The 23,077-nt window shown below is 71.3% G+C and carries 22 protein-coding genes; 9 read left to right on the plus strand and 13 right to left on the minus strand.

What is annotated here, in order from left to right; genetic code table 11:
* Positions 1-54 precede the first annotated feature (54 nt).
* The 6 genes from FXO23_RS36665 to FXO23_RS36690 all read right to left on the minus strand — a co-directional run bounded on the left by FXO23_RS36665 (position 55) and on the right by FXO23_RS36690 (position 8,807).
* Positions 55-1,737, minus strand: a complete 1,683-nt coding sequence (locus tag FXO23_RS36665) for an alpha-galactosidase (protein ID WP_158890934.1) — start codon at positions 1,735-1,737, stop codon at positions 55-57.
* Positions 1,734-3,578 (minus strand): MBL fold metallo-hydrolase, encoded by a 1,845-nt coding sequence (locus FXO23_RS36670; RefSeq protein ID WP_158890936.1) that lies wholly within the window; start codon positions 3,576-3,578, stop codon positions 1,734-1,736. Before FXO23_RS36670 ends, FXO23_RS36665 begins: the two co-directional genes overlap by 4 nt.
* 2 nt (positions 3,579-3,580) lie before the next feature.
* Positions 3,581-5,389 carry a glycoside hydrolase family 84 protein gene (locus tag FXO23_RS36675; protein WP_158890938.1) on the minus strand — a complete coding sequence of 603 codons (1,809 nt, stop codon included), beginning with the start codon at positions 5,387-5,389 and terminating at the stop codon, positions 3,581-3,583.
* A gap of 59 nt (positions 5,390-5,448) precedes the next feature.
* On the minus strand, positions 5,449-6,684 hold the full coding sequence (locus FXO23_RS36680) for an MFS transporter (RefSeq protein ID WP_158891029.1): 1,236 nt from the start codon (positions 6,682-6,684) through the stop codon (positions 5,449-5,451).
* A 209-nt stretch (positions 6,685-6,893) separates the two neighbouring features.
* On the minus strand, positions 6,894-7,706 hold the full coding sequence (locus FXO23_RS36685; protein ID WP_158890940.1) for a S1 family peptidase: 813 nt from the start codon (positions 7,704-7,706) through the stop codon (positions 6,894-6,896).
* Positions 7,707-7,901: 195 nt separating this feature from the next.
* Positions 7,902-8,807 (minus strand): universal stress protein, encoded by a 906-nt coding sequence (locus FXO23_RS36690; protein WP_158890942.1) that lies wholly within the window; start codon positions 8,805-8,807, stop codon positions 7,902-7,904.
* A 101-nt stretch (positions 8,808-8,908) separates the two neighbouring features.
* Here FXO23_RS36690 and FXO23_RS36695 point away from each other — a divergent pair, with 101 nt between their 5' ends.
* A complete protein-coding gene (locus tag FXO23_RS36695) occupies positions 8,909-9,646 on the plus strand; it encodes a CPBP family intramembrane glutamic endopeptidase (protein WP_158890944.1) in 738 nt (245 codons plus the stop codon).
* Here the strand turns inward: FXO23_RS36695 and FXO23_RS36700 are convergent.
* The 3 genes from FXO23_RS36700 to FXO23_RS36710 all read right to left on the minus strand — a co-directional run bounded on the left by FXO23_RS36700 (position 9,643) and on the right by FXO23_RS36710 (position 12,107).
* On the minus strand, positions 9,643-10,839 hold the full coding sequence (locus FXO23_RS36700; RefSeq protein ID WP_158890946.1) for a glycoside hydrolase family 88 protein: 1,197 nt from the start codon (positions 10,837-10,839) through the stop codon (positions 9,643-9,645). The two genes, FXO23_RS36695 and FXO23_RS36700, sit on opposite strands and share 4 nt — an antisense overlap.
* 77 nt (positions 10,840-10,916) lie before the next feature.
* The gene (locus FXO23_RS36705) at positions 10,917-11,507 is read right to left on the minus strand and encodes a DinB family protein (RefSeq protein ID WP_158890948.1); all 591 of its coding nucleotides are present in this window, start codon (positions 11,505-11,507) and stop codon (positions 10,917-10,919) included.
* Between the two features lie 36 nt (positions 11,508-11,543).
* Complete coding sequence (locus tag FXO23_RS36710) at positions 11,544-12,107, minus strand: hypothetical protein (RefSeq protein WP_158890950.1); 564 nt, start codon at positions 12,105-12,107, stop codon at positions 11,544-11,546.
* Positions 12,108-12,257: 150 nt separating this feature from the next.
* Here FXO23_RS36710 and FXO23_RS36715 point away from each other — a divergent pair, with 150 nt between their 5' ends.
* Together FXO23_RS36715 and FXO23_RS36720 are read left to right on the plus strand one after the other, a co-directional pair.
* Positions 12,258-12,989 carry a trypsin-like serine peptidase gene (locus tag FXO23_RS36715; RefSeq protein WP_158890952.1) on the plus strand — a complete coding sequence of 244 codons (732 nt, stop codon included), beginning with the start codon at positions 12,258-12,260 and terminating at the stop codon, positions 12,987-12,989.
* 91 nt (positions 12,990-13,080) lie between these two features.
* Positions 13,081-13,935, plus strand: a complete 855-nt coding sequence (locus FXO23_RS36720; protein WP_158890954.1) for an SAM-dependent methyltransferase — start codon at positions 13,081-13,083, stop codon at positions 13,933-13,935.
* 7 nt (positions 13,936-13,942) lie between these two features.
* On the opposite strand, the gene FXO23_RS36725 is transcribed toward FXO23_RS36720, so the two are convergent.
* Genes FXO23_RS36725 through FXO23_RS36735 form a run of 3 tightly spaced genes read right to left on the minus strand, consistent with a single transcriptional unit; the run spans position 13,943 to position 15,842 of the window.
* Entirely contained in the window at positions 13,943-15,043 is a 1,101-nt protein-coding gene (locus tag FXO23_RS36725) for a calcium:cation antiporter (protein WP_158890956.1), read from the minus strand.
* A 54-nt stretch (positions 15,044-15,097) separates the two neighbouring features.
* On the minus strand, positions 15,098-15,577 hold the full coding sequence (locus tag FXO23_RS36730; protein ID WP_158890958.1) for a DUF2127 domain-containing protein: 480 nt from the start codon (positions 15,575-15,577) through the stop codon (positions 15,098-15,100).
* Between the two features lie 58 nt (positions 15,578-15,635).
* Positions 15,636-15,842: an RGCVC family protein gene (locus FXO23_RS36735; protein WP_158890960.1), complete on the minus strand. Its 207-nt coding sequence runs from the start codon at positions 15,840-15,842 to the stop codon at positions 15,636-15,638.
* A gap of 123 nt (positions 15,843-15,965) precedes the next feature.
* On the opposite strand from FXO23_RS36735, the gene FXO23_RS36740 reads away from it, so the two are divergent.
* Positions 15,966-16,379, plus strand: coding sequence for a DUF6292 family protein (locus tag FXO23_RS36740; protein ID WP_158890962.1), 414 nt, complete (start codon positions 15,966-15,968; stop codon positions 16,377-16,379).
* 5 nt (positions 16,380-16,384) lie between these two features.
* On the opposite strand, the gene FXO23_RS36745 is transcribed toward FXO23_RS36740, so the two are convergent.
* Entirely contained in the window at positions 16,385-17,809 is a 1,425-nt protein-coding gene (locus tag FXO23_RS36745) for an alpha-L-fucosidase (protein ID WP_158890964.1), read from the minus strand.
* A 144-nt stretch (positions 17,810-17,953) separates the two neighbouring features.
* On the opposite strand from FXO23_RS36745, the gene FXO23_RS36750 reads away from it, so the two are divergent.
* From FXO23_RS36750 to FXO23_RS36765, 5 genes are all read left to right on the plus strand, one after another.
* Entirely contained in the window at positions 17,954-19,366 is a 1,413-nt protein-coding gene (locus FXO23_RS36750) for a hypothetical protein (RefSeq protein WP_218952262.1), read from the plus strand.
* A 38-nt stretch (positions 19,367-19,404) separates the two neighbouring features.
* On the plus strand, positions 19,405-19,701 hold the full coding sequence (locus FXO23_RS51160) for a hypothetical protein (protein ID WP_218952263.1): 297 nt from the start codon (positions 19,405-19,407) through the stop codon (positions 19,699-19,701).
* Positions 19,702-19,927: 226 nt separating this feature from the next.
* Positions 19,928-20,770, plus strand: a complete 843-nt coding sequence (locus tag FXO23_RS36755; protein WP_158890966.1) for an ESX secretion-associated protein EspG — start codon at positions 19,928-19,930, stop codon at positions 20,768-20,770.
* A gap of 14 nt (positions 20,771-20,784) precedes the next feature.
* A complete protein-coding gene (locus FXO23_RS36760) occupies positions 20,785-21,195 on the plus strand; it encodes a hypothetical protein (protein WP_158890968.1) in 411 nt (136 codons plus the stop codon).
* Positions 21,196-21,226: 31 nt separating this feature from the next.
* The gene (locus tag FXO23_RS36765; protein ID WP_158890970.1) at positions 21,227-23,074 is read left to right on the plus strand and encodes a hypothetical protein; all 1,848 of its coding nucleotides are present in this window, start codon (positions 21,227-21,229) and stop codon (positions 23,072-23,074) included.
* Positions 23,075-23,077: the final 3 nt, after the last annotated feature.

Consider the following 23,077-nt stretch of genomic DNA (forward strand, 5'->3'; position numbering starts at 1 on the left):
CGCGAATCGCCGTCCGGTCGCGCGAGTCCGCGGGAGTCGTGAGTGGACAGCCACTCACGACCCCGGGGTGGGGAGGTCGTGGGTGGCGCGGTAGGAGCGCCACGTGCTGGCGACCTCGGCGAGATCGGCGGGGCGCAGGGGTTCGCCGCTGTGATCGATGTGGGTGGCGTAGTAGAGCGCCGGGACGCCCAGGTCCGGCTGGACGCGCAGGTATTCGGCCCAGGTGGCCCGGTCGGGCAGGCACCAGCCGTCGGTGTCCACGGGGGTACCGGGCAGCGCCGCCCGCGCGACCGCGGCCCGGTAGGTCATCTGCGGCACCACCGGCCCGTCCGGGTCGACGGCGTCGAGCATCCGGATGTCGTTGAGCCGGACCATGTCGGTGACGTCCGCGAACGCCGGGTTCGGGGTGTGCGTGACGATCAGGGCGTCCGGCTTGCGGAGTTTCGCGCGGTCGTGGACCACGCGCAGCAGTTCGTGCAGCAGGGCGGCGCCCCAGGACGGGCCGCTGTGACGCGGCGCCACCCCGCTCGGCGTGCGCGCGAGGAAGTCGACCTTGAGCCCGTCGGCGTCCAGCCCGCCGGGGCCGAGCAGGAAACCGACCGCTTCCTCGATCAGTTCCCGCCCGCGCGGGGACTCCGGATCGAGTGCGACCGGCGTGCCGTCCGGCAGCCGCACGCAGGCTTCCGGTGGCGCGCCTTCGGGATCCCATGCCTTCCACCACAACAGGATCCGCTGGCCGCGCCGGTGCCGATCGGCGATCCAGCCGGCGAGGTCCGGCCACTTCCGCTCGTCCGGCCGGTTGGTCGCGTACCGCCGCTGCCACTTGTCGTCGATCACGATCGTGCCGGGCACCACGTCGCAGGCTTCGAGTTCGCGGAGGAAATCGTCGTAGTGCCGCTGGGTGGCGAAGTCGCGGGCCGGGCGACCGGCCGACTTCGCGAGGTGGTTCTGCGCTCCCCAGCCGCAGAACATCGGCTGCCGCCAGTGCGCGGGAACCGCACCGGCGGGCCGCGGCGCGAGCCCCCGGGCCACCAGCAGGTCCCGATGCGCGCGCAGGGCGGCCACCGGATCCCGGGCGCCGAACCGGATGACCACCGCCGGGGTCTCGAACTCCCCCGCCACCCGGGTGTGGCCCTCGTAGTCCAGCCGCAGCGCGAAGCCGTCCGTGCCGCCGGTGTAGTGCAGGGCCGTGAAGTTCTGCTCCGAGACCGGGGCGGCGAGCCCGATGCCCGCCCATGCACCGTCCGAACGGGACACCGCGAAACACCACGGCGCCGGGGCGAACAGCCACCGGCCCACCCCCGGCTCTGCCCCGTCGCCGACCACTCCGATCACCGCGGGCTCGGCGGCCGGGCGCACGATCCGGCGGGGGTGGTCGGGATTGGGCGAGTACAGCTCGCGCAGCGCCGACCCGCTGGGCAGGAAACCCCGCGGCGGCCACCATCCGCCGAGCAGGTGGCCGGTCCGGACCCGGCCCTCGCCCCGGACCGCGGTCCGCAGCTCGAGCCGATCGTCGTGGTACTCGAGCGTGGTGACCCGCGACCGCCACCGCGAACTGGCGCACCGCACCTCGATCCGGTTGCCCCGGTGGCTGACCTCGGGTTCGCCCAGGGTTTCGTCCGGCCCGTCCAGGGTGTCCACAGAGGACAGCAGCCGCAGCCGGAACCACAGCCGGTCGTCGGCGTCCCGGATCTCCGCGATCAGCCGGTGCGGATCCCACCGGAGGCGTCCGGTCACCGGACGTCGACCAGTGCCTCGGCGTGCTGCCCGAACCGGCGGGCGCCGACGGTGAGATCGGCGGCCAGCCGCGCCCGGCGGCAGGCCGTCCCGGCCGGTGGGGTGACCGCGAACTCGAACGTCGTGGTCGCCTTTCCGGCGACGGTCGCGGTCGCCTCGGCCGGTGCGCACGACCAGCCCGCCGGGGCCGCCATGCGCACGGTCACCTCCTCTTCGGTCGCGAACGGGTTGCGCGCCTCGACCTGGAACCGCACCGGCTCCCCCGGCGCGGTGCTCGCCTGGTACGGCCGGATCCACGCGCCGACCCCCTCCGCGCCGAAGTCCACTTCGGACAGGGGCAGCAGGTCCCGGTGCACCTGGGCGAGTTCCTCGGCCTTGGCCAGCAGCATGTCCAGATAGGCCTGATCCACCCAGCGCGGCGGCCAGTGCCCGCTGACGATCAGGTCCGGGTGCAACGACTGGTACAGCTTGGCGCTGGCGATGAAATCGTCGATCTCGAACCGGTTCTTGTACTGGAGGTTGAGCAGTTCGGTCCGCTCGTCGCGGATCCAGGTCGTGGTCTGCTGGTCCCCGGTGGCCAGCACCCGGTGACCGTCCACTTCGAACGCGATCGCCACCGCGTACCGGGTGTGCCCGGGCAGCGGGTACACGGTGAGCTCGTATTCGTGCCAGCGCACCGGTCGTTCGCAGTCGAGTACCCGGTCGGCCGGGATCGGGTCGTACCACAGGCACGGCAGGTCGTAACGCGACGGCTCCGCGAGGATCTCGGCGACCGAGCGCTCGCACCAGATCTCGGTGCCCTCGACCTCCCGCAGCAGGTTGAACCCGGCCACGTGGTCGTCGTGGTAGTGCGTGGCCACGGCCACCTCGACCCGCGCCACCCCGAAGTCGCGGCGCAACGCGGTCAGCGACGGCAGCCACGGCCGCCGGGACGACCGGTCGTGGCCCACGGGATGACCGACGACCATGTCGTAGCCGAAGTCGACGAACAGCGCGTTCCCGGTGCCGGACAACAACACGTAGGTGGTGCCCAGGCTGGTGCGGTTGCGCAGCAGGTGCGGGCTGACCACCTCGAACGGGCGATCGTGCCACGCCCGCAGATCCCACGGCGTGTCCCGGCGCGAATCGCCGAAGGTCCGCAGGCGCGTCTCCAATAGTTCGAACGCCGCGGGCGGGTCCTCGATCGGCTTGCCGTGCGACGGCAGCACCACCTCGGGTTCCCGTGCAGACAGTTCGTAGAGGGACAGCACGCTGGCCTGCACGCCCTCCACCGCGCTGTAGGACCACTGGGTGGCCGCGAGCGACCACACCTGGCCGGGCCCGTAGATCAGGTCCCCGGTGAACGCGACCCGGCGGCCGCCGACGTCGACCAGATAGGAAACCGATCCGATCGTGTGACCGGGGGTCGGCAGGGTCAGCACGTCGAAGCCGCCGAACCGGCGGGTCCGGTACTCCGGCACGGTCCCGCTCACCGCCACCGGTTCCAGCAACGAGAACCGGTCCTGCCGCAGGTCGTAGTAGTTGTAGAGGGCGCGCTGCTGCCAGTGTTCGTCCACTGTGGAGAAAAGGTCCCGTTCGACCGGCGGGACCCAGATCCGGATCCCGGCCTCGACCGCGCGCGGCAGCCCCTGGGCCTGGTCCCGGTGGTGGTGGGTGAGCAGCACGTCGGTCACCCGGTCCACGCCGAACTCGGCGAGGTGATCGAGCACCGCGCCACTCCCGAAGTCGATCAGAACCGCTGCCCGGTCCCGGACCAGGAGGTAGACATTGCAGGTGTCCTCGAACAGGAAAACCCCGTCCGGAAGCGGGTTGTCGGCCGCCGGTCCAGCTTGGACAGCCATGGTCACCGACTTTCGGTAGGCAGCTGTGGCAACGTTGCCACATTGTGCGGTCCGTCCCCCGCCGAGGACAAGATCTCCAGCAGCTCGGTCAGGAAACGATCCAATACCCCGTCGGCAACCTTGACCGGAACGTCCCGGTGTGGCAGGCGGGTGTCCCGGGGAGTCCGCGCCCGCTCCGCCAGTTCGGCCACCAGCACCCCGGCCCGGCGCGCGGCGGGACGATCACCCGCGACCAGCTCGCCGAGCATCGTGGCCGCCGCGGCCAGCGCCCGGCCCCACAGTTCGGTCGCGTCCAGCCAGGCCGCGGCCTCCGCGGCGAACCGGGGATCGGCGACCCCGGCCCGGATCGTCCCCGGCGCCGCGGCGAGCCGGCTCGCGAGTCCCCGCAGCCGCGCCAGGGCCGCCCCGGTGTCACCCGCCGCCCATTCGGCCCGGAACGCGGCACAGGCCTCCGCGTGCTCCGGAGCCTGCACCAGGTGCAGCCGCTCGTCGAGGGTGTTGACGTCGGCGAAAGCCTCGAGCGCGGCGAGCACGTCGGCCCGGCCACCGGCGAGTTCGGCGAGGGCGGAGCGCCACGCACGGCGGGCGTCGAAACCGGTGTCGTCCCAGCCGTAGGCGGCCACCGACGACAGCGCGACCGAACTCATCGCGGGCTGGTTCATCGGATTGGCCAGCACGCCCACCACGTGCGCGGACAATCCGTTCTCCCGGCCCGAATAGTCGCCCAGCGGCACCCGGCCGGGGAGGTAGTCGTTGACCGGATAGTTGTCCCACAACAGGATCTCGTGCCCGAACAGTGCCGCGGCCCGGGCGGCCTCCGCCCGCTCGATCGTGCGCGGAACGACGTCGTGCCCGGTCCACCACACCAGCACCCCGGGGTCGAGCCGCTCGCGCAGCGCGCGTTTGTACGGCGTGTCGGCGAGGCCGTGGTATTCGGTGGGCACCAGCTGCACCGGTTCGACGTCCCCGTGCGAACGGGCCCAGCGCACCACCTCGCCGACCAGCCAGGCATGCGCGCGCCCCGCGCTGGCACCGGGCGAATCGCCGCCGAACCGTTCCCGGTCCGCGGCGCAGTGCCAGGTCCGGTAGTCGATGTCGTCGAGCGCCACCGCGAAGGCCCGGCAGCCGGCGGCGTGCAGGGCGTCGAATTTCGCCAGCAGCGCGGCGAGGTCGCCGGTCACCGAGTACCGCATCGACAAACCGGGCGACACCGCGAAGACGAACGTGACGTGGTTGTCGCGGGCGCGCCGCACCAGTTCGGCGAGTTCGGCCAGGGTTTCCGGCGGATACGGGTCCCGCCACTTTTCCCGGTGGTAGCCGTCGTCCTTCGGCGCGTAGACGTAGGCGTTCATCCGGTGCGCGCCCAGGAAGTCCAGATGCGCCAGGCGATCGGCGTGCGACCAGGGCGTGCCGTAGAAACCCTCGATCGAGCCCCGGTAACGCACCGCGGGCCGGTCCCGGAGCTCGACGCCCGGCAGTTCGGCGCTCCGCTCGGCGAGCCGCCGGAACTCCCGTGCCGCGTACCAGGTCCCGGCGGGATCCGAACCGTCCAGGACGATCCGGCCACGGCCGTCGCTCCCCCGGCCGATGCTCAGGCGGTAGGCGCCGGGCATCCGGTCCCCGATCGGTTCCTCGCCGATCCGCACCACGAGGTCCGGTGTCCCGGCCCCTTCGGCGATCCCGCGCGCGGCCAGCGCGTCGCGGACGATCCGTTCCGCGGCGGGATCGGCGCCCGGTCCGCGAACCAGGGCGAGGGAGGCACCGGCGACGAGCGCGAAACCGTCCGGGCGGTCGATCAGGTGAGTCGGCATCTCCGGAAGGGTATTCAGCGCGAACCGGCGTGACGAGGCCCGATCCGGTGGAACGAGGTTCAGCCGACCGTGGCAGGAACCTCCTCCCCGGCCGCGGTTCGCGCGGGCCGCGGGGCGGGCCGCTGCCGGAGTGCGGCGGCCGCGAGCAGCGTTGCCGCCAGGGAGACCGAGCCGGCGACGAGCAGCGCGGATTCGGGGCCCAGGCGTTCGCACAGCCAGCCGAGCAGCGGTGCGCCCGTCGCGCCCGCCGCCGCGGATACCGCGCCCTGGACCGCGAGCATCCGGCCGCGCATCTCCTCGGCCGAATCCAGTTGCAGCCGGGTGCTCTTCGCCGTGTCGATCAGGACCGCGCCGGCCGCGATGGGCAGGATCATCGCGGCGAAACCGAGGGTGCCGGGGGCGAAACCGCTGGCCGCCTGCAACGCACTGGTCACCGCGGCCGCTCCCAGCAGCAGGGGGAACGTGAGTTCCCGCGCCCGTGCCGCGAGCAGGCCGCCGAGCACCGTGCCGACCGCGAACACCGACGACAGCAGGCCGTAACCGGCAGCACCGGCGCCGAGGGGTCCCTGGCTCATCGCGGCCATGGTCACCTGGTAGTTGCGGCCGAGTCCGGAGAGCACGAAGCCCAGGACGAACAGGATCAGCAGCACCCGGCTGCGCCGCAGGTAGACCAGTCCCGCCCGCACCCCCGCCCGCTCCGGCGGGCTGACCGCGAGCGGGTGCAGTTCACCCGTGCGCATCAGCACGATCGTCCCGATCACCGCGAAGAAACTGACCGCGTTGATGAGGAACAGCGCCGATTCGCCGACCGCCGCGACGAGCACTCCGGCCGCGCTCATGCCCAGCACACGACCGGCCGAGTTGACGATCGAACTCAGGGCCAGCGCGTTGCCGAGGTGCTCCCGCGGCACGACCTGCCCCGCGAACCGGCCGAGGGCCGGCCCTTCGAAGGAGCCGATCAGCCCCGACAACGCGGTGAGCGCGTAGATCGGCGCCAAGGGCGCCTCGGCGCCCACCAGCACCGCCAAGGCGACCGCGATCAGCACGTGCAGTGTCTGCGAGCACAGCAGCAACCGCCGGGGCGGGAACCGGTCGGCGAGCGCACCCGCCCAGGGGCCGAGCAGCAGCGCCGGAAGCGTGCTCAACAGAACCGAGAATCCGACCGAGGTCGCCGATCCGGTGCGAGCGAGCACCACCCAGTTCAGGGCGAGCACCTGCATCCAGGTGCCGGTCACCGAGACCAGGTCGGCAGTGGCCCAGAGCCGATAATTGTGATTCGCGAGCGCGCGGAACATCGGCGGCAGATTTCGCCGCAAGATTTGCTTTCCTTTCCAGCACGGGCGCGCTCACGCGGAGCCGGCGACCCGGGTACATCAATGTCGAACGCCCGGCTCCATTACCGAGCGCCACAAACGCTACCCACTGATCACTACGGTCCCGCTGTGTTCTTGATCATAAGAAGTGGTGGCCACCGCACCAGGGCGATGGCCACCACGGGCATCGGTCAGGAATTGATCTGCTGGGTGAGGACGGTGTGGTAGCTCATCACACGGGCGTACACCCCGGGGTATCCGGCCTGCGCACAACCACGGCCCCACGAGGTGGCGCCGATGAGCTTCCCGCCGGCGACCATCGGGCCGCCCGAGTCACCCTGGCAGGTGTCCACGCCGCCCTGCGGGTAGCCCGCGCACACCATCGCCGAGCTGATGTACGACGAGCCGTACGCCTTGCCGCACGTGGCGTCGGAGGTCACCGGGACGGTGGCCTTGAGCAGGTAGCGGGACGCCGAACCACCCGAACTGGTGGTCCCCCAGCCGAGGATCGTGGCCTGGGTGCCGGCCGCGTAGAGCGCGCCGTCCGAGGGACCGGCCAGCGGCAGGGTGCTCGCCGTGAGGTTCCGGTCCAGGGTCAGCACCGCCACGTCGTAACCGCGGGTCGCCGTGGAGTAGCTGGGATGCACCCAGATCTTGGTCACATTGGCCACGACGCCGGCCGAGCTCTGCTTGTCCTCCCGGCCCTGCACCACCCGCGTGCTGGACGGCGAGCGTCCCGACACGCAGTGCGCGGCGGTCACGACCTTGTTCGCCTTCACCAGCGTGCCACCGCAGAACTGGAAATTGCTCGAGTTGGCGAGGAAAACGGTCCAGGGATACTCGTTGACATTCGCCCGGGTGCCGCCGACGATCATCGGCGACGCGTCGCCGGACGGTTCCGGTGGTGGGGCCGCTCCGGCCGCGGACAGGTTGGACAGTCCGAGCAGTGCGGCCGCGAGGGCCACGAACACCACTCGGATCAGGCGGCGCAGGGTTTCCGCCATGATCATCTCCATTCTGTTGTGCCCCGAAAATGGGGATACAGCTATTTAGACACGGGGAGAGCGCGAACACATCGGTCTGTCGCTCGAATCGACGCCGACGAAAGGAGTACTGGCCACGATTTCGTGGTGGCGCAAAACCGCCAACGGCGGAATTGTGTCAGGATTTCGAGAAAATCCGCCGCACCGCGGCGAGGTTCAGTCCGGGCGGGTGTGCGCCCGGGCGACGACGACCGGGCACAGCGCGTACGACATCACGGCCTGGCTGGTGGATCCCAGCAGCATCCCGGCCAGCCCGCCGCGCCCCCGGCTGCCCACCACCAGCAATTGCGCCCGATCCGCCACGCGGAGCAGTTCCTCGGCCGGGCGGCCGCGCGGTACCCGGTATTCCACGGAGACATCCGGATACCGCTCCGCCCACTCGTCGAGCCGCTCGGCGAGCACTTCCCGCGCGTGCTCTTCCATCGCGTCGCGGTCCACGCCCCACCGGGCGTCGTCGAGGACCGTGGTCAGGAACGCGTGGTCCCAGCTGTGCAGGGCGATCAGCTCGCCACCCCGCCAGGACGCCTCCTCGAAGGCGATCGGGATGGCGGACGCGCAGGCCGGGGAATCGTCGACGCCCAGCACCACCGGCCCCTCGGTCGGCGGTGCGTCCTCGGCCACGTGCGGCCGGACGAAGGCCACCGGGCACCGCGCGTGGGCGGCCAGCGCGACCGAGGTGGAACCCGCCAGTGCCCGGCCGAGCGGGCGCAGCCCCCAGGTGCCCAGCACGAGCAGTCGCGCCGATTCGGCTTCGGCGAGCAGCGCGGGCGTCACGCTGTCCGCGCGCAGCTGGAGCTCGACCTCCAGCCCGGGGACCGCGGCCTCGGCCGTCTCGCGCGCGGTGTCCAGCAGCCGCTGCCCGCGCGTCCGCAGGGTTTCCTGCAGTTCCTCGCGGATGGGCATCATGCGCGGGTAGGTCAGCGCGAGGTCGTCGACCACGTGCACCAGGCGCAGCCGGCAGCGCCGGTGCCGCGCCTCGTCCGCCGCCCAGGCGACCGCGCGCACCGCCGAATCGGAACCGTCGACCCCGGCGACGATCGGAGCATCGAGGCTGCCGGACATCGAGATCACACTCCCGTCGTGACCGCTCCCGTTCCGACCATCCCGCGATCGCGCGGCCTCGGCAACACGACCGGCCCGGCATCACGCACACTGGATCCACGATGACCACCACGTTCGCCCCGGTCCGCGCGCCTCGACCCACCTCGCGCCGGCGCGCCGCCGCCGTCCTCGTCGCCGTGTTCCTGCTCGCCGCGGCGACCTTCCTGGCCAATCGCGTGCTGCCCGGCTGGGCGTATCCGGTGTGCGGCGCGGGCACCGCGGTCCTGCTGGTCGCGGTGGCCCGCGGGTCCGGGCTGCGCCCGCGGGACGTCGGCCTGGACCGGCGGCACGTGCGCCGGTCCGCGTCGACCGGGCTGGCCGCGGCCGGGGTCGTCGCGCTCGGATTCGCCCTCGCGCTGGCCGTGCCCGCGCTGCGCCCGGTGTTCCACGACGGCCGGGTCGGTGATCCGGGCATCGGCGAGGTGCTGTGGCAGGTCCTCATCCGCATTCCGCTGGGCACGGTCCTGGTGGAGGAGATCGCCTTCCGGGGCGTGCTGCCCGCGCTCCTCGGCGGGGACGAGCGCTGGCGCTGGGGCCCGGTGCTCGGCGCCTCGGGCCTCTTCGGCCTCTGGCACCTGCTCCCGTCCCTGGCACTCGTGCGGAACGCCGCGGTGCAGTCGCTTTTCGGCGGGCTGCCGCTCGCGGTGATCTCCGCGCTGGCCATGCTGGCGGCGGCCGTCGCCGGGGTCGGCCTGTGCTGGCTGCGGCACGCCGGGCGCGGGGTCCTCGCCCCGGTGCTGTTCCACCTGGCGACGAACTGCGGCGGACTGCTCATCGCCTGGTGGGTGCGGTTCGGCTAGAGCGCCAGCGCGCGGGCGATCTCCTTCGGCCGCAGGATGCGCAGCAGCCCTTCCAGCAGGTAGTAATCGGCGTACGGAAGGGAAATCTCCACCCCGTCCTCGCTCGGGCGGTTGCGGGTGCACCGGGCGACGATCGCCTCGGCGCGGGTCGATCGCGTGGTCAGGCAGGTGCGGGTCAGCGCCCGCAGGATGCGCACCGCGCTGTCCCGGTACCGCGCCTTCCCGGCTGCCGCGGCGAGATCGAGCAGGCCGCACGCCATGACCGCACCGGCCGAGGCGTCCTTGATGTCGTTCGGCGCCTGCGGGGCGAGGTAGTCCCACACCGGCACGTGGTCCGGGGTGAGGGCGCGCAACGCGAAATCGGCGAGTTCGGTCGCGGTCTCGAGGAACCGCTTGTCGCGGGTGCGCCGGTACATGGTGGTGAAGCCGTAGATTCCCCAGGCCTGACCGCGCGACCAGCACGAGGTCGGGCTGTAGCCCTGCACGGTGCCGGGTCCGCGGGCCGCCCCGGTTTCCGGGTCGAAGTCGAACACGTGCGGCGTGGATCCGTCCGGGCGCACGAACACCCGCCGCGTGGTCAGGGCGTGCTCGGTCGCGATGGTCAGGTACTTCGGGTCCGCGGTCTGCTCGGTGGCGAACGCGAGCAGATCCAGGTTCATCATCGTGTCGATGATGACCCGGCCCGCGTTCCGCGGATCGCCGAGCGCGCCCCAGGCCCGGATGAAACGCCCTTTTTCGTTGTACCGCTTGATCAGCGACGAAGCCGCCCGCACCGCCCCGTCCCGCCACCGCGGGTCACCGGTCAGCCGCCACGCGGTGACCCAGGACGGTGTGAAGAGGAAACCGAGGTCGTGGGTCCCGGTGTCGTCCTGGCGCGGCGCGAGCTTCCGCGCCCAGTCCAGCGCGTGCTCCCGGAACCAGGTGTCCTCGCTGTACACCCAGGCCAGCAGCAGGGCGCCCGGCCAGAAGCCGCCGACCCAGTCCCCGTTCTGCGAATAGGTCCACTTCTCGAACCTGGTCCCCACCGGGAACCCGCCCGCGTTCGGCGCGGTCACGCGCAGTTTCGCGAGCGCGTAGTCGACGGCGTCGGCGAAATCGGGACCCGGTTCGGCCGCGAGGGCGGGGGCGGGAACCGCCGCGGCGCCCACCGCGACCGCGGTCGAACTCAACAACGCACGTCTGGAGAGGGTCACGGCAGCCGCCCTTCGTTCGGGTGCATCGACCGCCTATTCATACACCAATGTGATTGTTATTCACGTATATGAACACATCACCTCCCTTCGGCTTCCCGGGCCACCCGTTCCAGCCGGTGCCGGTAGTCCGCCCACCATTCCCGGTCGCCCGGTGGCAGATTGTCGCTGTCCTGCCGCAGCCCGGCGGCCCCGTCGATGAGTTCGCGGACGATGTCGGCGTGCCCGGCGTGCCGGTGGGTCTCGGCGATCATGTGGATCAGGATCCGGTGCAGGGTCACCTCGTTCCGGTCGGCCGGCCAGTGCGGCACCCGGCCGGGGGAATCCAGTGCCAGCGCCTCGATCGTGGCGTCCGAATGCGCCCACGCGCGGTGGTACAGCCCGACGATCTCCGCGCGTGACTCGTCCGCGGTCGCCCACATGTCCGCGTTGGGTTCCGCGTCATCGGCGAACCACGGCAGCGACTCGCCGGACGGCCGCCCGAAGGTGTCCCCGAAGTACCCCAGCTCGCAGCTGGCCACGTGCTTGATCAGCCCCAGGAGATTGGTGCCGGTCGGCGTCAGCGGGCGGCGGATGTCGTACTCCGAGAGCCCGTCGAGCTTCCACAGCAGGGCATCGCGGGCGATCTGGAGGTAACGGTGCAGAGCCGACTTCGGGTCCGATGCGGTCATACCCGGCAGCCTGCCACCCGGCACCGACAAAACCGGTCAGATGCCCAGGGCGTGCACCGGCCGCAACAACTGCTGCAGGAATTCGAGGTAGAGCCGCACGACGCTGAACGGGCCCCCGCCCACGATCGCCCACCCCGCGACCACCGCGATGACGGCCAGGACGAACGCGGCCGCGTTGACCCGCCGGGGGCGCTGCAGCATGGCGGCGATCAGCGCGAACGGCAGGCCGCCGCCGAAATACGCCAGCGCGATCTGCACACCCGGGGGGAAGAAGGCGCCGAAGGTCACCGTCGCGGCATATCCCCAGCCGGCGAACCCGAGCCCGCCCACCAGCAGGACCCACACCACCTTGCCCCGCGGGTCGTCGGCCACCCAGGACAGTTCCCCGGTGCGGGCCACGAGCACCGCCAGCCCCGCGACGAGCAGAACCAGCAACAGGAACAGCAGCGACAGCGCCCCGTTGGACAACTCGGCCAGCGAACGGAACCCGTAGTCCGGGTGCACCCCGCCGACGAGCAACAAGGCGACCGTGCCCAGGGTCAGCGAGGCGATCAGCCAGACGAACACCAGTTGCACCGCGTACCGCGCCGGAGAGATCACGGTGGTATTCAGGCAGAAGCCCGTCCGGGTTGTCCAGCGCGACCCGGCCTGTGAGGGTGCTGTGGGGTTGCTGTGGGTTCGCCGCGGAACGCCGCGTTTCCCGCATCCCTATGCTGTTCTTGTTCCCGGACGACCGGAAGGGGAGGCTGGATGCGCGGGCTGCTGGTGGTGTGCCTGCTGGTCCTCGCCACCCTGGTGGCCACGGCCGACGTACCCGCCGTTTCCGGCGCCGCCGCCCCGGAAACGGCCCGGTTCGAGGTGACCCCGGTGGGCGCCCTGTTCGACTGGGACGACGGGGAACTCGGGGAGCACTACTGCACCGGCAGCGTGGTGGACAGTCCCGCGGGGAACCTGATCGTGACCGCCGCGCACTGCCTGGACTCCTCGGCCGCCGAGGACATCGCCTTCGTGCCCGGGTACCACAACGGCATGGCGCCGTACGGAATCTGGACCGCGAGCCAGGTGATCGTGGACCCCCGGTGGTCGGCAGCCGCGGATCCCGATTTCGACATCGGGTTCGTCGTCGTGGGCCAGGCGGGAAATCCGCGGCCGATCGAGGCGGTCACCGGCGCGAACCGGCTCGCCACCGGCCGCGGGTTCGTCAACGACGTGACGCTCACCGGCTATCCGGACGACACCGACACCCCGCTGATCGCCCACGGCCGCACCACCGCGGCGGACGACCACCAGATCAAGGTGGACAGCCCGGGGTTCGAGGACGGCACGAGCGGCAGCCCGTGGGTGCTGCCCGGCGAACCCGGCACCGTCATCGGCGTGGTCGGCGGTTACCAGCTCGGCGGGGACGAACCCGACATTTCCTACAGCACCTATTTCGACGACGAGATCGCGAACCTCTACCGGCTCGCCACGTCAACGAGCTGACCGCCCGCCACACCGGACGTGTCAACACACGTCGACACGATCCGCGATACGCTTCCGTCGAGAACACGCACGACCGCATCGGGGACGGTGAATGACTCACACGACCGGCTCCGCGCCGGATGCGCCGGAAGGCGTCGACACGGAGAAGCCGTCGGCGGCCCGCATGTACGACTGGTACCTGGGCGGCGACCAGAACTGGGCCGTGGACCGCGAGTTCGGCAGAAGGGTCGAGGCGATCTTTCCGCTGATCAAGGAGGTCGCCCGGCAGAACCGGCAGTTCCTGGGGAGAGTCGTGCGGGCCGCGCTGGACGCCGGGTTCCGGCAGTTCCTGGACATCGGCTCCGGCGTGCCGACCGTCGGCAACGTGCACGAGGTCGTGGCCGAGAACCTGCCCGAGGGCGAGGAAGCCACCGTCGTCTACGTGGACTACGAGCCGGTCGCCGCGGCGCACGCGACGCTGCTCCTGGAACGGCACGGCGCGACGGGCTGGGCCGCGATGGTGCAGGAAGACCTGCGGAATCCCGAAAACATCTTCCGCGACCCGACGACCCGCCGGTTGATCGACTTCCGGAAGCCGGTGTGCCTGCTCATGGTCGCGGTGTTCCAGTTCGTCGGCGACGACGACCACCCGGTGGACCTGGTCGAGCGCTACCGCCGCGAACTCGCCCCGGGCAGCTGGCTGGCCCTTTCGCATCTCGCCTGCGACGAGGCCTCCCCCGCCGATCAGGCGGCGATCCGCGAATTCGTCGACGCCTACGTGCACACCTCCAACCCGGCGTGGCTGCGGGACCGGTCCGAAGTGGAACCGCTCTTCGGCGACTGGCCGTTGATCGAGCCGGGGCTGACCCACCTGCCGGACTGGCGACCGGACCGCGCGCCGAATCCGCTCGAGGCCAAGGCTCGTCCGTTCTGGTGGTGCGGGGTGGCGGAGAAACCCGGCCGCTGACCGGAGTTCACGGGCTGACGGCGAGGAACACGAAACCGGCGAACAGGGCCAGGTGCACCCCGCTCTGCAGCAGGGTGGCCCGGCCCGGGACGACGGTCAGCACGCTGACCACCATGGTGAGCGCCAGCAGGACCATCTCCGTGGCGCCGAGACCGAGCACCAGCGGGCCGTCCAGCCACACCGTGGCGACCGCGATCGCCGGAATGGTCAGCCCGATGCTCGCCATCGCCGAGCCGAGCGCGAGGTTCAGGCTGGTCTGGATCCGGTCCCGCCGCGCCGCGCGCACCGCGGCGAGGGTCTCCGGCAGCAGCACCAGCATCGCGATCACGACGCCGACCACCGACAGCGGCAACCCGGCCGCCGCGACCCCGGCCTCGATCGCGGGCGAAACCGCCTTGGCGTCGCCGACGACGGCGACGAGCGCCACGATCAGCAGCACCAGGCTCACCAAGGTTTCCGCCGTGCTCGGCGGCGCGGCGTGGTCTTCGCCGTCGATGACGCCGCCGTCCTTGGCGACCGGCAGGAAGTAGTCCCGATGGCGGAACGTCTGCATGGCCACGAACAACCCGTACAACGCGAGCGAGGCCACCGCGGCGAAGGCCAGTTGCGCGGCGGAGAACTCCGGGCCCGGGCGGGTGGTGGTGAACGTGGGCAGCACCAGGCTGAGCGTGGCCAGGGTCGCCACGGTCGCGAGCGCTCCGCCGGTGCCCTCGGCGTTGAACACCGCGACGCGGTGCCGCAACGCGCCCACCAGTAGCGAAAGCCCCACGATTCCGTTGCAGGTGATCATCACCGCGGCGAAGACCGTGTCCCGGGCCAGCGATGCCGCGCCCGGCTTTCCGTCGGCCATCAACGTGACGATCAGCGCGACCTCGATCACCGTCACCGCGACCGCCAGCACCAGCGAACCGAACGGCTCGCCGACCCGGTGCGCGACCACCTCGGCGTGGTGCACCGCCGCGAGCACGGCCCCGGCCAGGCAGAGCGCGACCACGGCCACCAGGACCGGAGGCAGTGTCCGCCCCCAGCTGAGCATCAGCGCCACCACGGCGATCACCGGCACGACCACGGTCCACCGGGTGGTCAGGGAGCGGAGCGGCACGGCCATGATCACACGCTGCCAGACCGGACGCCGATCCGCCGAGCGAACCGCCCGCGCGGGTCAGCCTGCCCGGCGCAGCTGCCGGTATTCGCGCAGCACCAGCACGATGATGACCAGATCGAGGGCGGCGAAGAACGGCAACGCGATCGAGTGGGTGTGCACCGCCCGCACGATCTCGAACACCACGAAGGCCGCGAGGACGACCGCGGCGACCGGGTAGGCGGGCCGGAACTCGCGGGCCAGTGCGACCACCAGGCCGAGTTTGATCACCCCGTGCGCGAGCAGGTAGGCCACGGCGAACGTCTTCGTGCCGCCGTCGGCGAAGTTCTCGGCGGCGGTCCGCAGGTGCCGGGCCAGCGTGCCCGCCGGATCGCCGAGCAGGTCGCGGGTCACCACCGCGTGCGCGAATCCGGTGATCGCCGAGGCCGGGAGCAGGGCGAGCAGCAGGCCGCCGAGGAGCTGGAGGCCGCCGTCGAGTCCCTTGATCGCGATCGCGACCCGGAACCACCGCTCGGTCGCGTTCGCGGATGACCTGGACATCTGCCTCACCCTGCCGGATCGTGCGGCGATCGGCAGCGTGAGCTTCGTCAACGCCCGGTCAGCCCGGTTCCTTGCTCGACTTGTTGTAGGCCATCCCGCCGCTGACCCCCGAACACACGCAGCCGCGGTCGTGCCCGCCGGCCATCGTCGCGGCGCAGTACCGGGCCGCGACCACGTCGTGCGCGCTCCACGGGTGGGCGCATACGGCACAAACCGCTTCGGTTCGGCCTTCGGCTTCTGGTGAGGTTTCCGGGCCCGACGTCATGTCGGCGCTCCCATCCCCGGTCGGCCAGCCGACCGGCGTGGTGGGCCGGGAACGACGCGAGCTTGACCGCCCGGGTACGAGTTGCTCCCGACAATTCCACCCTACCCGCCTACTGTGACCGGTATGGATCGCGGAGCGGACGCCACCCACCTGCTGTCCCGAGGTCTGGCAGGCTATCTGCGCGAAATCGCTCGTGCCCTGGACCTCCCCGCGGAGGGCACGAGCTTCGAGATCAGCGATACCGCCACGGCCTACCTCGCCCTGGCCAGGCGGACGGCGGCCCGCCCGGACCAGGACCTCATGCTGGTGTGGAGCGAACAGAGCGGGTGGGCGGTCGCGGCGGAAACCAAACCCGGCGACGAATCCGCGGTGATCGCCTACTTCGGTGGAGACGACCCGGTACCGGAGCCCCGGCGCGTCGCCGCGTTCGTGGCCGAGGTCGTCGCCGGGCGGCAGCCGCGCGGACGGCGTCCGGCGTTCAGCACCAGGGACAACCGGCGTGCGCTCGCCGAGCGGTTGGCGCTTTACGCGGGCTAGCGCAATCAACCGTCCACTCCGGACACCGCGAACGCGGTCGGGAAACCCCGCTCGGTCAGCGGCGGGCGGCGCACCGGCAGCGTGATCGCGATGTGGTCACCGCGCCGCCGCCAGGGCAATGGCCCGCCGGGGCCGCCGAGCAACTCGATCCGCGACCGGCCGGTGATCGGCAGATCGCCGGGGACCACCAGTTCGCCGTCCTGCCAGGTTCTGCTGAGGATGTGGAACGCGTCCGCGGACCGCGTGTAGCGCAGCTCGCCGTCCTCGGCGCGCCGCCACGGGCCGGTGCCGAAGATGGCCTTTCCGTTGACGCGCAACCAGCGGCCGATCTCCAGCAGCCGGGAACTCTCCCGTCCGGCGATCGTGCCGTCGGCCTTCGGCCCGACGTTGAGCAGCAGGTTGCCGTTCTTGCTGACCACGTCGGCCAGCAGCCACACCAGGGTGGCCGGGGATTTCAGCCCGGCGGGGTCCTGGTTCTCGTCCCAGCCCCACGACCGGCCGATCGTCACGCACGCCTCCCACGGATCCGGGCGCAACCGGTAGGTCTTGTCCCCCTCGACGGTCGCGAAATCGGCGTGCGAGGCGTCGAACCGGTCGTTGACGACCACACCGTCCGGATTGGACCAGCGTGCCCGGTCGTAGTAGTAGGCGAGGATCTCGTCGCTGCGCCAGTTCCATTGCGGCGGCCGGAAGATCGGACCGCCGCCGAAGTCCCGGTGGACGTTGCCGTCGGCCCAGAGCACATCCGGGTGGTAGGTGTCGATCAGGTGCCGCAGTTGCGGCTGCTCGTAGTCCGTCACGTAATCGGCCACCGGGCGGAAACCCGTGTACGGCACCGGTTCTCCGGTGTACGGGTTCCGCGGCGGGGTGCCGAGCGCGGGGCTGTAGAACTCGCCGAGCGAGTAGTACAGCCCGCGTTTCAGGCGGCTGTGCCGGGCGGCGCGGAACAGTGCGCCGACGAGATCGCGACGTGGTCCGAGCGCCACCGAATGCCGATCGGAGAACCGGTTTCCGAAGAGCTGGAAGCCGTCGTGGTGCTTGCTGGTGAGCACGAAGTACCGCGCGCCCGCCGCCTCGAACAACCGGACCCAGGCCCGCGGATCGAAGCGCTCGGCGGTGAACCGCGGGATGAAGTCGTCGTAGGCGAATCCGGCGCCGTAGGTGGCCAGGTGGTGCTCGCGGGTGCCGGTCTTGCCCGGCCTGGTCACCCGCATCGCGTAGCAGTACCACTCGGCGCTGTGCTCGCCGCCCCAGGCGGGCACCGAATACGGCCCCCAGTGGATGAAGATCCCGAACTTCGCCCGCGGGTACCAGGCGGGCATCGGGTGCCCCGCCAAGGATTCCGCGGCCGACGCCCGCGCCGGGGCGAGCATGGCTCCGCCGACGGCGAGCGCGGCGCCCGCGAGCACGCTTCTCCTGGACACGCCCATGACACGACTCCAGACATCCGACCTAACTCGGTCTACGGCGTGGCGGCGCGGAACCGAAAGTACTGGAGTTTTTCAGCATTGACCAGACCCTGGCTCGGCGGTATGCATGATAGGTCCGATGTATGTGGCGATCGAAGGTGCGCGATGGTGCGTCCACTGGACAGACGAGGATTCCTGATCGCGGGTGGGCTCTCGGTCGCCGGTGCGGCGCTGCCCGTTCGCACGGCCGAGGCCGCGGGCGGGCGGCGGCTGGACTGGTTGCTGGACATGGTCCACTCCAATCCGGGCGAACCGCCCACCCGGACCCGGTACAACGATCCCCGGACACTCGCGCGTTCCGGGCACAACGCCCAGGTCGTCAACGAGTTCCGGCCGCCCCACACCGCGATCACGTTCGACGGGTTCGACACCCGCGTCTTCCCGGCCGGTTCGGACGCGCGCGCCTGGGTGGAGCGGAACGCCGCGTCGATCGAGGCGCGGATCCGGTCGATCCACTCGGCAGGCCTGCGCGCGCTGTACTTCACCGACCTCATCGTGCTGCCCAAACGGCTGGTGGAGCTGTACGGCGGCGAACTCCTCGACGATCAGGGCCGGATCAGCCTCGACCGCCCGCTGACCCAGCGGATCCACCGGTTGCTGCTGGCCGAGGTGTTCGACCGGTTTCCCGGCCTGGACGGGCTGGTGGTCCGGACCGGCGAGACCTACCTGTCCAACGCGCCGTTCCACACCGGCAACAACCCGATCACGCGCGGCGCGGACAGCCACCTGATCCTGCTGGACCTGCTGCGCGACGAGGTGTGCGTCCGGCACGGGAAGCTGCTGTTCTACCGCACCTGGTCGTTCGACGGGTTCCACACCGATCCGGCCTACTACCGAAGGGTCACCGACCGGATCGAACCGCATCCGAACCTGATCTTCTCGATCAAGCACACCCAGGGCGACTACTGGCGCACCAAGCCGTTCAATCCCACGCTGGCGATCGGCCGCCATCCGCAGATCGTCGAGGTGCAGTGCCAGCGCGAATACGAGGGCAAGGGCGCGTTCCCCAACTACGTCGGCGACGGCGTGCTGACCGGCTTCGAGGAGTTCGCCGCGGCGCCCGGCCCGCGGGGGCTCGCCGACATCCGGGACCAGCCGAACCTGCGCGGCGTGTGGACCTGGTCCCGGGGCGGGGGCTGGCGCGGGCCCTATCCCGGCAACGAACTCTGGTGCGATCTCAACTTCGCCGTGCTGAGCGGGTGGGCGCGGGACACCCGGCGCGACGAGCGCTCCCTGTTCGACGAGTTCGGCCACCGGCTCGGTTTGTCCACCCCGGACAGAGCACGGTTCCGGGAACTCGCGCTGGCCTCCGCCGCCGGGGTGTTGCGGGGCCACTACAGCACCGTGTTCGAGCTGCGGAGGCTCACCTGGACGCGGGACCAGTTCCTCGGCGGCTCGGACCGGGATCTCGCCGACGACTTCCGCCGCGTGCACGAATCCGGGCTGGTGGCGAACGTGCTCGCGGAGAAGGCGGGCGCGGTGGCGATCTGGGAGCGGATCGACGGCTCGCCGGGCTGATCCGGCCGCGGGACCGGGAGATCCGCGACTACCTGCGGGTGTCCAGCCGGTACGGGCTGCTCCTGCACCGGATCATCCACCACGGCTGGGTGGTGATGCTGACCGGCTTCGCGGGTGACCGCACCGGCGGCTACGACACCGCGACGATCCGGGCGCATCTCGCCGGGTACGACCGGGCTTGGGCGGACTACCGGCGGCTGGCCGAACGGAATCCGTCGTGCGCCACCCTCTACGTTCCGCAGGCGTTCGGCCCGCGCAACCCGGACGGCACCTACGACACCGATCCGGACCACGGGATGCGGCAGTCGGTCGATCGGTATCGAGCGCTCATATGAGCGACCCTTCCCACTTGAGTGGTCGAGCCACACGCGACTGTTTTCCCGCCAGATCCGGAGTTACGTGCGAAAACCGACATTCCGGGGACATGAGCGCTCAAACGAGCGAAACGGATTTGTGAGGTTCTTTCGGGATCGGGGCATCCGCCCGGCGAACGCCTGCTACAGTTCGCGGCCGAACAGGCTCTTGTGTTGCACGACCCCGGAAAGGCAGGCCCACCGCGGCATGGCGGATCGGTTCGAGTTCACGTTGGGGAGCGTGGAAACGAGCATCCTCGGTCAGGCGTTCGGGGTTGACGTGCGGCGATTCCCGTTGCGGGTCCGCAACACGACGACCGATCCGGTGCGGCTGGCGAAGCTCGCCTCGCTCGTCCTGGAAGACCTGCGGCAGCGCGGTCTCGGCACGACCGAGCGGTTGCATCCCTCGCTGGAGACCGCGTTCGGCCTCTTCGACGGCCACCGGGTGGCGGTGGCCGTCACCGGGATCGACGGGCTCGGCGAAGACATCGCGGTACTGGTCTACACCGATGGCGCGCAGGCACTGGGCATCACGCAGGGCGCGGGGCAGGACGATCTGCTGTTCGCGCTGTTCTCCGACGACGACCTGATCGAGGTCCTCGCCGGGGTGCCGCCCGCGGCGAAGGCGGCACCCGGCGGCCCGCTGTCCGTGCGGGAACGGCCCGAGCAGCGGCAATCGGCGATGGCGGCGCGGCGCGCGGCCGAAGCCGAGCACGACTTCGAAGAGACCGACGCGTTCGGCAACATCGAGGTCGCCGGGGTCGTGCAGGCCGGTGACGTGCCCGCCTACTCCGACCACACCGACGCCGAGCGGCTCGCCGAGATCCTCTCCGGCCGCCGCCTCGGGGGCGGGCAGATCTTCGTGTCCGGGCGGGGACGCCACGGGGAACGCCGCGACGCGCCGCCGCTGAGCTGGCTCGACACCGAGCGCGGTCGCTACCTGGTCCAGACCGGCACCGACGAGGCGGGCGCGTTCGTCGCGACCTACTCCCCCGCCGGGCGCGACGAGGTCGCCCGGGCGATGCGCGAAGCGGTTTCCAGCGTCTACTGAGCGGGAGGAAGCAGATGACCGAGGAGCCCAGCGTCGAACCCGCCGAACGGGTTCGCATGGTCAGCGGGCGCCAGTTGCAGCGGCTCGCGGTGGCCGGCGGATTCCGGGTCGACGAGAGCACCGGCGACCGGATGATCCAGGCCCTGGAAGGCATGGTGGACAGCCTGAACGCCCGGTGGGCGGCGCTGCAGAAGGTCCAGCAGTCCCCGCCGATGAGCACCACGGCCACGGCGAACTGGGTCTCCGGCCACATGGTCGCCACCGCCGCGGACGAGCGCGGCCTGCTCACCCAGCTGCAGCAGGCGCGCGCCGAACTGCCGCGGTACGTCGAAGCCATCCGGCAAGCGAAGCGGAACTACCGGCAGCACGAGGAGGGCACGCGGGCCCACCTCAAGGCCATCGCCCCCGACTCCGCACAGTCCTGACCACCTCCGCCAGCGAAGGAGCGCGGCCACCGTGGCGACGCCCGACCAGACCAAAGACGTGTCCAATCCGGACAGTCCGGACTACGACCCGCACAACCCGTACTACGACGTCACCGCCGATCCGTCGTCGAAGTTCTACGTGGGCCCGTTCCAGTCGGACACCAAGTCCGGGGACCAGATCCGCGACGAGGTCACCTCGCAGGTCGACCACGTGATCGACAACACCGGCAACCCGCTGCTCAAGTTCATCCTGGGCCTGTTCCGCGACCCGCTGATCCAGAACAACTACTCCAGCGCGATCGACAAGGCCCGGCAGGGTCTCGGCGACGGGCTGGACCTGCGGTCGACCGGCGGCGCGCCGAAAACCGTGTGGACCAACGCTTCGCACGAGCAGATGAACACGGCGATCAGCAGCAACGCGAACTCGGCCACGGTCGCCGAGTCCTCGGAGGAATGGGTGCGCCTCGGCGATGAGCTGACCACGCACCAGCGGGCGCTCGCCGACGCGATCAACGACAGCATGGGCAACTGGCAGGGCTCCGGGGGCGACGCCGCGCGCGAGCACCTCGCCGCCATCGGCAAGTGGGTGGGCACCACCGCGCGGGGCGCCACGCTCACCGGCCGCCAGCAGCAGATCCACTCGCAGACGTTGAACGAGACCCAGAAGCAGATGGCGGCGAACCCGCCGGTGCGGTTCTCCGCGACCGAGGCCAACGCGCGGCTGCAGCAGATCACCGATCCGGTGCAGTACGCGAAACAGGCCGCGCAGGAGATGCAGACCTACCAGGCCCAGCAGGCGGCCCGCGAACAGGCCGCGCGGATCATGACCCAGTTCGACGACACGATCGGCGGCGCGGTCACCACCCCGGCGTTCGCCGCCCCGCCGACCCTGGACGAGCGCGTCGTGCAGCGGGCCGAGAACGGGGGCGGGGCTCCCGGCGGGGGCGGGGCTCCGGGAACCGGTGGCGGGGTCGGGACCACCAGCGCGCCCGGCGGACCCGGAACACCGGGTGTCCCCGGCGGTAGTGCTGGGGCGCCCGGCGGTGGCGCCGGAATTCCCGGTGGTGGCTCGGGAATTCCCGGCGGCGGGTCCGGAGTGCCCGGTGGTTCCGGGCTTCCGGGCCACGGGGCCGGTGTGCCGAACCTGCCCGGCTCCGGCGGCGGCTCCGGTGCGCCCCTGTCCCCCGCCGCCTCGGCGGGTGGCCACGTGCCGAACCTCGGCGACACCAACCTGCCCGGTGGCGCCCCGCTCTTCGACGAGAAGACCAAGTCCGCCGGGTTCAGCCCCGAGGATCCGCGAACGCACGGCGGCAAGGCGCCGAACATCCCGAACCTGCCGCCGATCCCCGAGAGCACGAACACCGGCGGCCCGCCCACCCGGGGCATCAACATCCCGCCGATTCCCGGGGTGCCCAACCCGGCCACCGGGGGTGACCCCACGCGCGGCAACGGCCGCATCCCCACGATCGGCCGCACCGGGGGGATCAACGGCGAAAGCATCAGCAGCAGGCTCGGCGGTCTGAACGGACCGACCGGCTCCGCGGAAGGCCGCCTCTCCGGCCCGGGCGCGGGAACCGGTGGCGGCGCGGGCGGCGGGCTCGGCAAGGGGGCCTCCTCCCCCGGCGGCAGCACGGCCGGTCGGATGCCGGGCGAACCGGCGCCGGGTGGGCCGCGGGCCGCGGGCGCGGTGGACGGCAGGGGCGGTCCGGGCGGTATGCCGATGGGCGCCGCCGGAGCGGGCGCCAAGAAGGGCGAGGACGACAAGGAGCACAAGGTCGCCGGCTTCGTCCAGGCCGAGGAGGGCATCTTCGCGCCGGAACAGGTGGTCGCCCCACCGGTGATCGGCGACTGGAAGAGCAAGAAGAAGGACTGGAAGTAGGGA

It is taken from the genome of Amycolatopsis anabasis, assembly GCF_009765355.1.
GTDB classification, from domain to species: Bacteria; Actinomycetota; Actinomycetes; order Mycobacteriales; family Pseudonocardiaceae; genus Amycolatopsis; species Amycolatopsis anabasis.